10 protein-coding genes and 2 pseudogenes are annotated in these 11497 nt (G+C 53.1%); 7 read left to right on the top strand and 5 right to left on the bottom strand.

Features of this window, described 5'->3' with window-relative positions; translation table 11 throughout:
• Both DO97_RS19480 and cruF read right to left on the bottom strand, forming a co-directional pair.
• Positions 1-572, bottom strand: a pseudogene (locus DO97_RS19480) (glycosyltransferase family 2 protein); the annotation flags it as partial.
• A pseudogene (gene cruF / locus DO97_RS27910) lies at positions 565-1519 on the bottom strand (gamma-carotene 1'-hydroxylase CruF). The pseudogenes DO97_RS19480 and cruF, both read right to left, overlap by 8 nt.
• Positions 1520-1728: 209 nt before the next feature.
• On the opposite strand from cruF, the gene DO97_RS19470 reads away from it, so the two are divergent.
• The 6 genes from DO97_RS19470 to DO97_RS19445 all read left to right on the top strand — a co-directional run bounded on the left by DO97_RS19470 (position 1729) and on the right by DO97_RS19445 (position 6914).
• Positions 1729-2913, top strand: a complete 1185-nt coding sequence (locus tag DO97_RS19470) for a F420-0--gamma-glutamyl ligase (RefSeq protein ID WP_036536717.1) — start codon at positions 1729-1731, stop codon at positions 2911-2913.
• Position 2914: 1 nt separating this feature from the next.
• Positions 2915-4108, top strand: a complete 1194-nt coding sequence (locus DO97_RS19465) for a GNAT family N-acetyltransferase (RefSeq protein ID WP_052128978.1) — start codon at positions 2915-2917, stop codon at positions 4106-4108.
• Complete coding sequence (gene ruvX, locus DO97_RS19460; RefSeq protein ID WP_036536707.1) at positions 4071-4529, top strand: Holliday junction resolvase RuvX; 459 nt, start codon at positions 4071-4073, stop codon at positions 4527-4529. Before DO97_RS19465 ends, ruvX begins: the two co-directional genes overlap by 38 nt.
• A gap of 130 nt (positions 4530-4659) precedes the next feature.
• The gene (locus DO97_RS19455; RefSeq protein WP_036536710.1) at positions 4660-5211 is read left to right on the top strand and encodes a DUF3727 domain-containing protein; all 552 of its coding nucleotides are present in this window, start codon (positions 4660-4662) and stop codon (positions 5209-5211) included.
• Positions 5212-5236: 25 nt separating this feature from the next.
• Positions 5237-6301, top strand: coding sequence for an endolytic transglycosylase MltG (gene mltG, locus DO97_RS19450; RefSeq protein WP_081980879.1), 1065 nt, complete (start codon positions 5237-5239; stop codon positions 6299-6301).
• Positions 6302-6365: 64 nt separating this feature from the next.
• Positions 6366-6914 carry a YqeG family HAD IIIA-type phosphatase gene (locus DO97_RS19445; RefSeq protein WP_036536705.1) on the top strand — a complete coding sequence of 183 codons (549 nt, stop codon included), beginning with the start codon at positions 6366-6368 and terminating at the stop codon, positions 6912-6914.
• A 192-nt stretch (positions 6915-7106) separates the two neighbouring features.
• Here DO97_RS19445 and DO97_RS19440 read toward each other — a convergent pair whose 3' ends face one another.
• From DO97_RS19440 to DO97_RS19430, 3 genes are all read right to left on the bottom strand, one after another.
• Positions 7107-7550, bottom strand: coding sequence for a hypothetical protein (locus DO97_RS19440; protein ID WP_036536703.1), 444 nt, complete (start codon positions 7548-7550; stop codon positions 7107-7109).
• 93 nt (positions 7551-7643) lie between these two features.
• On the bottom strand, positions 7644-8801 hold the full coding sequence (locus DO97_RS19435) for a metallophosphoesterase family protein (protein WP_036536700.1): 1158 nt from the start codon (positions 8799-8801) through the stop codon (positions 7644-7646).
• Positions 8802-8824: 23 nt separating this feature from the next.
• Positions 8825-10486, bottom strand: coding sequence for a polysaccharide deacetylase family protein (locus DO97_RS19430; protein WP_239651897.1), 1662 nt, complete (start codon positions 10484-10486; stop codon positions 8825-8827).
• 537 nt (positions 10487-11023) lie between these two features.
• Here DO97_RS19430 and DO97_RS30420 point away from each other — a divergent pair.
• A complete protein-coding gene (locus DO97_RS30420; protein ID WP_036536695.1) occupies positions 11024-11422 on the top strand; it encodes a helix-turn-helix domain-containing protein in 399 nt (132 codons plus the stop codon).
• Positions 11423-11497 lie beyond the last annotated feature (75 nt).

The following is an 11497-nucleotide window of genomic DNA, read 5'->3' as shown; positions in this document are numbered from 1 at the left end:
CCAGGGTGATGAGCAGCGCCGGCTGTAACCAGAGTTCTCCAGGGGTCTTGAGAATAAACCGTGGAGAGAGGGAAATCAAATCGTATCCCTCCGCCAGTGCAGTGGTCACTAGGCTGGCCACCAACCCCGGTTGAGGCTGGGTATCGGCATCGATCCCTAAAATCCACTGACTCTGGGGGGAACTGTTTAAAAACGCCCGTGTGTAACGCCCAGGGGCGACCCACCCATCCGGGCGGTAGCGGGTCATCGGTCAACAGCCGCAGCCGTGGATCGTGTTGCTGGAAACGCTTGACCAGATCCGGGGTGCCATCTTGAGAACGGCTATCGACAACGGTGATCTCCCGTACCTCATAGCCCTGTCGCGTTAACCCCTGCAAACAGGGGGTCAACCGCTGCACCTCATTCAGCGTTGGAATCACCACACTGACCGTTCCTAGCCACTCGGGTGAGGCCCCTTGGGGTTGGAGGGAAGGATGGCGGAGCGGCCCCCGCAGTAAACGACTCAGCAAAATCGCCACTGCGGGGAGCTGGAACAGCAGCAACCCCAGGGCCAGCGCACTGATCTCAGACATGCACCGATGCCTTCACCTCAGTCTTCAGGCTGGCGGACGGCTCGGTTACAATCTCTGCCAATATCACCTCTGAGGTGGCGGTGAGACCACTACGAGCAGAAAGCTGCCACAGCACTAAGGCAGGCACAACCCCCAGCAACACCCCCAAAATGACCGGAATCCACAACCCGGTTGCCAGACTCATGACAGCGGCAAAGGCAAAATTACTCAGATAGACCGCCAGGGGCAACCCTAACTGCTGCCGGGCATCCTTGCCATTAAAGGCTTGCAAGAGGTTGGGCAATTGAGTCCATAACAGCGCCGCAACCGTCATAAACACGGCTCCGGTTCCCATCCAACCTGCAAAGTTTTGGTAGGGCATGCCAAAAAAACGCACCCGGTTGTAGCCACTCCCAAAAGGGTACCGCCGTCTGACTCATGGCCGGATCTAAGACAAAGTCCCAGGATGTCAGCAGCAAAGCCCCTAGGGCGATCGCCCCTAGACCTTGCAGGGGAGCTGTGATCGGCACTGTCCGCAGTCCTACTTGGGCAATCAAATAGGAGGCCAATCCCAAGTAGAACCAAGAGAGGGGAATCGTAAACGGCACCAGTCCAGCAATTTTATAACCGAGGCCACTCAAATAGGTGTAATGCCCAAAAGGGAACCCCGTACTGGTTCCCAAGAGTTCACTCCCCAGGGACAGACCGACGGCGGGAAGCATAAAAGCCAGCCAACCCCGGAGTCCTAAGGTGCGGTAAGCATAGATCGAGACAGCGATCGCCCCCAGCAAAATATAGACCACTCCACCTCCTGCCATGCTCCACTGGAACACCATCTGCCCACTGGGAGGTAAGGCCAGGATAAATTCTGGATGTGGGAGCACCAACAATAACCCTGCCAGGCCAAATGCCATTGCTAAAATATGGCCGATTAGGCATAGGCGCTCAACCATCACAAGCTGCTTCATAGGACTCCTCAGAGGACAGGACAGGTTTAAGGCAATGGTTACTAGTTTACAAATATTTATAACAAACTGTTAACCAACGGCTATTTTTCTACAAATAGTAGGACTTTAACGCCCTGTTGATCATCATGACAGGCCGATGGCTAGCTAGGCGGCAAATCCTCTGCTTCTATAGAGTTTTAGAACGTAACCATTCAACAGGATTGATTGTGATCTTAGAAAGTCTTGGGATCGGGATTGGAGTGGCAATTCTGGGGGGTGCCTTGGGAGGTCTGGCTCTGGAGTTACAGTATCGACTCCGCCCTGCCATGCAACTGGATGTCACTGCCAAGGAGTGGAATCTAGAGGTTTACGAGCCGCAACGCTACCAGATTGTCGGAGACGTTACCCTGCGGAATCCTCTGAGCCGATTTGAAATCATGGTGCCAGAAATGCAGTGCCAGGTAACGCTGCTCTCATCCGCGAGCCTAGCGGGCATTACCTCTACAATTCAGATTATTCCCCAACATCCCGATGCCCCAGCCCGAGCTGATAACTATTGGTTCGCTTACATTGTCAAATCGGGCAAAACCACCCAAGCAGAGATTCGGGTCGAGATTCTCGGGGCGGATCTGAGTCACCTCCAGGCAGCTTGGATCCAGATTCGTTATGTCACCTATAGCCCCGCAGGCCGGGAATCTCAAGTGTCTCATGTGGTGGTACCCTTACAGTTTCCTACCCCCGATACCTCCCAGCGCTGGCGACCGACTCCCAAAGCCGATGTCCTCCCGATTCGCACCCATCTTCTCACCCATTTAGATCATCCCGTCGAGGTGGTGCGCCACTATGTCCTGCCCCATGCGCGGAAGGGAGACATCGTCACCCTTGGGGAAACCCCCGTGGCCATTATGCAGGGACGCTGGCGACATCCCACCCAGATCCGACCCGGTTGGGTGGCACGACGGCTCTGTTACTTCTTTTTACCCACCTCCAGTCTGGCTACGGCCTGTGGCTTACAGGCGTTGGTAGACATTGTCGGCCCCCTGCGGGTGCTCAGCGCTTTTGTGATTGGAGCGGTTGCCAAGGTACTGGGCCAACCTGGAATGTTTTATCGTCTGGCAGGGGAGCAGGCACGACTGATTGATGATGTCACCGGAACCCTACCTCCCTATGATCAATTCATTGTTCTTGGCCCCCAGCACTCCCAACAAATTGTCGATCAAATCCGTCAGGAAACTGGACTGTCAGCGGCGATCGTCGATGTCAATGACTTGAAAGCAGTTAAGATATTGGCAGCGACTGCCGATATCACCCCAGCCTTCCTGATCCAAGCCTTGAGAACCAACCCAGCCGGGAATGCCGATGAGCAGACACCGCTGGTGTTAATTCGACCAACTGACCCCCATCCCCCCACCTAACATGGACCCGCTGCTTCCCGAAAGCGCCAACTCCCAGACCTTCCAGATTCGACCGATGCAGTATCGAGATCTGGAAGTCATTGAACAATTGGTGGCCGCAGAATCGGCAACGGCGGGGGATTGTTGCTCGATTCAAATCCGGCAGCAAATCCAGCAGGTGAAACGCTGGTATCGGCTGCTGCAAGTCCTGGGGTGGTTTCCCAATCCCTGGCGCTATTACTTCTGTGTGCATGTTGCTGAGGTGGCGGCTCAGTTTCTAGGCATGATTCAGGTTTCGCCAGTCAATCGCACTCGTAGTACTTGGCGGATCGATCAGGTTGCCGTCACCGATGCTGCTCTTGGGGAGGGGGCTTTGAGTTCTCGTCCCCAGGACGTTGGCTCTCAGTTGCTGCGTCAGCGCTTTGAGACGGTCTGGGAAGCCCGCACCTGGGTGCTAGAAATTGATGTCAATAATAAGACAGCCCTGGCATTGTACCGCCAGAATGGCTTTCAACCCTTGGCCCACATGACCTACTGGGCGATCGCCCCAGAATCGCTGCAAACCCTGGCACAGCGGCAGCCAGACCTACCCAATCTCCTACCCGTCAGTAATGCGGATGCCCAGTTACTCTACCAGCTAGATACTGCTGCCATGCCTCCCCTAGTGCGACAGGTCTTTGATCGTCATATCCTCGACTTTAAAACCAGTCTGTTTCGCTCCTTAGTTCAGGGCTTTCAGCAATGGGTGAGTCAGACCGAAGTGGTCAGTGGCTACGTGTTTGAACCCCAACGTAAGGCAGCGATCGGCTACTTTCAAATGCAGTTGTGTCGCAATCAATCCCAACCCCATGAGGCTCAACTGACGGTGCATCCAGCCTATACCTGGTTGTATCCAGAATTAATGGCTCAAATGGCGCGCATTGCTCAAGCATTTCCCGCCCAGGGTTTGTATTTGGCCTCTGCTGACTATCAACCAGAGCGAGAGGCTTACCTGGAGCGCATTGGAGCCAGTCGCACTGCCCACACCTTAATGATGTCTCGCTCCGTCTGGCATAAACTCAGAGAATCTAAGTCAGTATCCTTGGATAGTCTACAACTGTCTGAGGTGTTACAAAGTTTCCAGCCTGTTCGGAAACCGATTCCCAGCCGGATCATCTTAAAGAGTCCTTTCAGGAAATATGTCCATCATTTCAGCTCTCGGTCTCGATGTCGGTAGAAAACGCATTGGCATTGCTGGCTGTGATGGCACGGGGTTAATCGCTACCGGACTGACGACTCTGGAGCGTACCTCCTTTGCCTCGGATGTTGAGCAACTGCGGTGCTGGGTGCAGGAGCGGCACGTACAGGTTTTAGTGGTGGGCTTACCCTATTGCATGAACGGCGATCTGGGATTTCAAGCCCGGCAGGTACAGAAATTTGCTCAAGGACTGTCTCGGGCGTTGCAGTTGCCCGTGGAGTATGTGGATGAACGTCTAACCTCCGTAGAAGCTGAATCATTGTTGAGAGCTGCACACCTCTCACCGTCCCGCAATCGAGGTCTGATTGATCGCACCGCCGCAGCACTGATTTTACAGCAGTGGTTAGATGATCGACGGGCTGATCTAGTAACTGCCAAGAATCCATCGGGAGTTGGTTAGTCTGTAGGGTACCTTGCCAGAGATAATGGGGTAGCAGTTTCTGTGTTGGTTGAAGCGAGAGCTGATCTCTCGTCAAAATAACGGGAGGCTGAAGATGACTGAGTCCAAGATGGATAAGGATTACCTAGGGATGGAAGCAGAAGATTTTGAGATGGATGCACCGACGATCACCCTGACCGACGAGGCGGGGCGGACACTCACCTGCTATGTTGAGCATTCCCTGCAACTAGAAGGTCAGGAATATGTGTTGCTAATGCCGGTTGACTCACCCGTAGAAATCTTCGCTTGGCAGGAAGAAGATGCGGATGATGAAGCAGCTTTGCCCGTCGATGAGGCGGAGATCGATCAGATTTTCCCCATTGCCAAAGCTGTTTTAGAGGAGCAGAACCTCACCCTCAAGCGTACCGCCATCACTCTCACCGTTGAAGGCGAACTGCCGGATTACCTGGAGGAAGAGGAGGAACTAGACGAGGAGGAGGAAGACCAGGAGGAGCTGCAATTGTTGGCAAGCTTCTACCATGAGGAACAGGAGTATACGATCTATACTCCCTTGGATCCCTTCTTAATTCTGGCCCGTCTAGGGGCAGATGGTCAGCCCCAATTGCTCTCTCCCGAAGAAATGGAAAAGCTAGAACCTTTACTCCCGATGTTGGAAGACCAATTGTTTGACGAACTGGAGTAGCCCCCGCCTTCACCAGGATCTGCTCATGGCGATTCAGCGTCTTTCTCAGCGGTGGCTTTACCTGACAGTCCCTCTGGCAACCTGCAGCTTCGTAGGTTGTCTGGGTTGGTTTTGGTGGAGTTGGGTTACGGCTCCTGTCAATGCCTCGGCGATCGCTCAAACGATTCAAATTGCGCCGGGCACCCCTGCCCAACAGATTGGTCAGGACTTAGAAACCTTGGGGGTGATTCGTTCGACCACGGCTTGGGAACTCTGGGCTCGCTGGCTGTCGCTACGGGAGCCCCAGGGAAGTTTTCAGGCAGGTACTTATGAATTGTCCCCCCGTCTCTCTTTGGAGCAGGTGGCCACCAAAATTTGGTTGGGGGAAGTCGTGCAACAGCCGTTGACGATCCCTGAGGGATGGTCCCTGAGGCAAATGGCCGCCGAGTTTGAAAGACAGGGTTTTTTCTCGGCTGAGGCGTTCATGGCAGCAGCTCACAAGATTCCCTATGCCCAATACCCTTGGTTACCCCAGGAGCTGCCTCATCTAGAGGGCTTTCTCTACCCAGATACCTACCTACTGCCAAAGGATCAAATCACCCCTCAACAAGTTGTCCACCTGATGTTATCGAGATTCGAGCAGGTAGCATTGCCGTTATACCAACGCCAACAGTCTCAAACCCCATTGAGCTTACGAGCTTGGGTGACCCTTGCCAGCATTGTAGAAAAAGAGGCCGTGATCCCAGAGGAGCGACCCCGAATTGCCGGGGTGTTTCTGCGTCGCCTCCAGTTGGGCATGACGCTGGGATCTGATCCCACCGTTGAGTATGGGTTGGGGATTCAACAAACCCCCGATCAGCCGTTGACGCTCCGCCAAGTCAACACAGCTTCCCCTTACAATACGTACCTCAACCCTGGGTTGCCGCCAACACCCATTGCGAGTCCCGGTCGGGCAAGTCTCCAAGCAGTGCTTACCCCTGAAGTCACTCCCTATCTTTACTTTGTGGCCCGCTATGATGGCAGCCATGTCTTTAGTCGCACCCTTGCTGCCCATGAGGCCGCTCAAGCAGCGATTCAGGCGCGACGAGGCAGCCAACCACATCGGCCTTAATGGAGTGGTCGGTCTCTCATTCTCTGTTTTTGGCAATTTGTAACGTCAGCGAGGCTTAAATTCCATGGCCTGGGGTACACTGCTACAACCTGATTTGGTGGTGGAAGGTTCAATCTTAAACCTCCAGCCAGAGATTTTACACGCCTTCGGTCTGGAGGGATTGGTGTTGGATGTCGATGAGACCCTGGTCCCTCTGAAATCCTCCGAGATCTCTCCAGCGTTGCAACAGTGGGTAGAAGAAGCACGACAGAGCCTGAAGCTCTCTCTGCTCAGTAACAATCTCAGCGAAGCTCGGATTGCTCGAATTGCTGAATCCCTGAATCTTTCCTATCTCCATGGCGCGGGGAAACCATCCCGCCGCAAGCTGCGTCTGGCCGTAGCTGAGATGCAGTTACCCGTTGAGCGAGTGGGCATGGTGGGCGATCGCCTGTTTACCGATGTCTTGGCAGGGAATCGCTTGGGTCTGTTTACCATTCTGGTGGAACCGATGACAGACCTGGGAGAGTCCCTATACCACTCCCGTTCCCTAGAGATCTGGATCTCCCAAATATTAGGGGCCTCGCTTTCTGCGAAACATAAAGTTACAAATTCATATAAGTCTTTAAAAAGTTAATTATAAAGAAAATATTAGGAAATTTCTGATCCCTGACTAGTTTCTGGCATTCTAAGAGGTATTCAAATGGGGTCAGCCAATATAGACCCTAAAATTAAATCCCTGTAAATTCTCAGTAAAGCGCTAGCCTTCAAGCAATAGAGGGTTAGCGCTTTACAATTGGCATCATTTTTCTCATGTAGTAGCCCTGATTCAGCTCGATGACGGTGGATGGAGGCGTTGTAATTCCCGTTGTAAATGTTGTCCCCACTGCACCGCTAAGGGGACTTCAGTAAAGGGAATTTGCAGCCGATTCCCAGACTGGAACGCCTCCAATTCTATATAAATGCTGCGCCCTTGGCGGCTTGACATGTCCGTTAGGGTCAGATCAATGGGTTGCCCATCAACCAGCAGTCGCAGCGATCGCACGTTTTGAAGGGAGATCGTCTGAATCTCAATCGGGCCTCGATGGGTGGGCTTACCCCAGGTGAGGTCGGCATCATTTTGACCGAGAACGGCATAGAGGTCATACTTAGCCCGTTGAAACCCCTGGGCCCATACCTGGTAGGCGGCAATTTTTTGGGTTTCATGCCAACCTGCCCAAGCGAGCCAGATAAAAAGTCCCAGCAGGGGCAACCACAGCAGACCTCGTTCCATGTCAGCACCGTTCTTGAGCCAGTTGATTCAGCCTCCCCTCGTCCTCCGTCAATATGTCGGGGATGACGAGAGAGATTTTAAGCATAATCCAGGCTAGCTAGTGCTAGAAACCCAAGTCAAGGCTTGCTCGGCGGGGGTGAGGTCTGTGATCTCAATATCGCGGCGCAACACTCTGCCATTGGGACCGACAATCAAGCGTGGAAGTTTCTTGAAATCCACCACTTGCAGGTTCACTGCATCGTAGGTGGTGTAGGTCGTAGACTCAGCATTGAGATCAATATCGATCACCGTCAAGGTTTTTTCCGTCGGTAAATGACTGTTGAGTAGGGGTCGGGGGCCACTCCCCAGAATCCCACAGTGGAGGAGTTGGAGTTTGCCTTGGTGGGCTGGATAGTAGGCATGGTCATGTCCACTGATGTAGGTATGAACCCGATACCGCTCCAGCAGCGATCGCAACTCCTCCGCCCGTGCCAAGATTTCCCCCAGCTCATCTCGGCCTACGGCTACGGCATAGAGCGGCAAATGGCCGATGACAATCCGCATTTTGGCCTTCTGGGCTGCCGGACTGGCTAAACTCTGGGCTGCCCAGTCAAGTTGGGCTTGGGGAATGATACTGGTGGAAGCATCCCAGACCAAATAAAACACCTGCTTTTGTTCAAAGGTGTAGTAGAAGGGAAAACCAGCCCGATCAACAAAAGGAATGCCGGGATCATGGCGGGGATCATTCCAGTGAGCCGTTGCTAGGTCGCGCTCTTGGGCAAACAGTGGCTGACCCCCAATGGCTAACGCACCGGAAGCATCGTGGTTCCCTACCGTAAAGCCATAGGGCAGTTGAGCCTGACGCAGGGGAGCCCCAATGTGACGATCAAAACCAGCCCACATAGCCTGGATTTCTGGCTTCGTGAGGGAGGGATATTGGCCCGCCACCATATCTCCGCCACACAGCACCAGATCGGGCTTCCAATCCGGGATCAGGGCGATCGCCTTGTCAACTTCCGGCTCGTAATCGGTGGAACCATACTGGCTGTTCAAATCACTAATCACCACAATCCGCACATCCCCTCGTTGGGGGGCAAATAACCCCGCAGGCCCCACGGATTCGGTCATGGGCGTTGGGGGGGAGACAGGGGTTACAGGCGCTGGGGTTGGGGGGGCATTCCCTTGGGCAAATAGACGTTGACTCAAAAATGCCAGCCCTAATCCACTGGCTGACCCTGCCATTACCAAAAATTGACGGCGACTTAAACCCATATATTCATCCCTCCCTAGGCAATTTAGCGAGCAGCAACCACACAAGCCTGATTGCTATCGAAGGGTGGCACCAACGCAACAACATGGGGCACCGGGCGAGGTGTATATCCAACCAGAGATGACCCCTGATAGGCTAGGGAAGTACTGGCTCCCGAATCAAGCATCACCGCATCTTGAAAATCAGCCTGGGCAAGAATTTCCCCCAGGTTGACCGATCCCACAGGCTCTGTTGAAACCCCGATCACGGGTTGCCCCGATTTATTAATGCCCCAAAAAGCCCGATGCCGCTCGGCATTAAAGTCAAACAAATTGCCAAAGGCACTGTCGGGCTGGGGCTGTCCAGCTTTTACCAACCAGGCTGCCGCTACAAAGGCATCGGTGACATTGGGCATCTCTGCCTGAATCCCCGCTAGGGTATTGTGACGGCTGGGATCAAAGGGAATAAAGCGCACTTCCTGGGGGCTGATCAGCACCAAGGGTCGCCCTGCGAGTCGAGGATTTTCCGAGGCATTCCCTGGCACAAATTGCTGGGTCTGTTGACTGAAGACCGGGCCAATCATGACATTGGAGTCCAGATACTCCAGGGAGAAGAAGCCCCCATCCACCCCCGCGATCGCCGAGGTTTTGGCAAGAATCTCAGGAACCTGATACCGACTATCCGCATGGATGGTCATCGGTCTACCCCCAGAGATCAGGATCAGGGGAATCTGATTCACCGTAGTATGACTCACGGCCACCGGAGACTGAAAATCAAACCCTGGGAACCACTTAGGCAAAGGGCTTCCCCCCCAAGCTTGGGGGAGCACCTGCGGTAGGGCCGACTGACCAAAACGCTTAATTGCCAGGAGACTCTCAGACTCTCCGGCAAATCCCTCATGGAGGTCATCCATAGTTAAAGCTGCCCGGTAGCCAGCGTCAGTCACCAACTTGGAGACCCGTTGATCATAGAAGCCCGCTGGGTAGGTGAAGTAACGGATGGGAATTCCTAATTCTGCTTCTAAGACTTGCTTAGACTCTGTAATCTCCTGTTGCAGTTGGGCATCGGATAACGCCCGGAGGTCAGGGGGATGGGTAAGGCTATGAGAGGCGATAGTTACCAGGGGATCGGCGGCCATTTCTCGCAACTGTTCCCAAGTCAAGCTAGAGCGCCCTAAATGCTTGCCCACTTTAGCCGTATAAATTGAGAACACACCCGGATAGCCGTACTTCTTGAGTAATGGGTACACATACTGGTAGTGTCCGCCATAGCCATCATCAAAGGTTAGCAAAATCGGCTTTTCTGGCAGGGGTAACCCCGTTTGGAGATGGGTCACCAATTGGTCAAGGGAAATGGGTGTCAGACCTTGCGCGTGAATCAGAGCCAAGTGGTGCTCAAACTCAGATGGGGTCACATCAAAGAAAACCTGTTTCTCAGGAAGAATGTCGTGATACATCAGCACCGGGACTTTGGCCTGCTTTGCCCGCTCATTAATCATCGGCCAAGGACTCGGACTCAAGAGAGATTGCAGTTGAGGGCCAAGGCTCGCCAGCAGCATCTCCATCCCGACAGCGGGTTCATCGACCCAGGTGGATGCCTCCACCAAGCCACTCATCAAACCAGAAAATTGGGCCGATCCCGCTCCAGAGCAGGGGTTATCCGTCGATTGAGCCAGCACTGGCAGCGGAGATGCCAGAAATGTGAGCAAAAAAAATGGGAGCCAGGTGCTGCCAGCAGCGACTCCCGAAGGTTGATATCTAAACAGACTCAGACTTTGACACAGATGCCTTAACATAGCAGCACGAATGAGCAATCTCTATCCAACTAGAAATATCAGTCACGTTTTAAGGTTATTTTAAGAACCCCATCACTGTTGCCAGTATTGCCTGAACACAGACCATTTGTCAGGTTTTCTGACCCAAATTTATGGATCACCCCTGAATTGGTTCAGGCGTTGCAGCAGACTCGATATCCAGGCTAAATGGATTCTGATCGACCCGCAAGAGGTTAGTTGGCAATAGGAAAGTTCATAAAAATCTCCGGGAAACCGCATCCCCTTGTGGGTGCGGAGGGATAGGAGCGTCGATTGAGCGGGGTATTGCCTGCGGCAACGCTGCGCAAACGATGCCCCTGAAATCGACACACAATCTTTGCAACTCACAGATAACCTCTCTACTATAGCGTTTTTCAGCCTAGTAGGGCTGGCGAGGTAAGATATAGGAATCCACTGTTAATCTAGATAAACGTGCGCCCATATTCTGAAGACTTGCGGAGAAAAATAGTTGAGAGATACATAGACGGGAAGACCTCTCAACGCAAGCTAGCCGAACAGTTTCATGTAGCATACAGCTTTGTACGCAAACTAACGAAGCAATATCGAGAGACCGGGACTATCCGTCCGAAGCAGCGAACAGAACAAACCCCCAGCAAACTCAGTGCTGAGCATCTGGCTGTGTTGAGTGGCTTAGTTGAGACAAATAATGATGCCACCTTGAGCGAACTGTGTGATCTGTTAGACGAAGCAGTTGGGGTTCGAGTCAGCATAACGACAATGTTTCGGATGCTTCAGAAGCTGAACTTGACCCTTAAAAAAACGCTGCATCCCCGTGAGAAAGAACTGAGCGAGTTCAACAAAGCGATTTGAGTTTTGGCAGTTAGTGCGGGGTATTCTAGCCCAAGATCTGATCTTCATTGATGAATTTGGGGTTGATTTAGCCCT

The organism is Neosynechococcus sphagnicola sy1 (assembly GCF_000775285.1).
In the GTDB taxonomy this organism is placed as follows: domain Bacteria; phylum Cyanobacteriota; class Cyanobacteriia; order Neosynechococcales; family Neosynechococcaceae; genus Neosynechococcus; species Neosynechococcus sphagnicola.
Note: the sequence above shows the minus strand (reverse complement) of the source record. Positions and strands in the feature narration are given on the sequence as shown.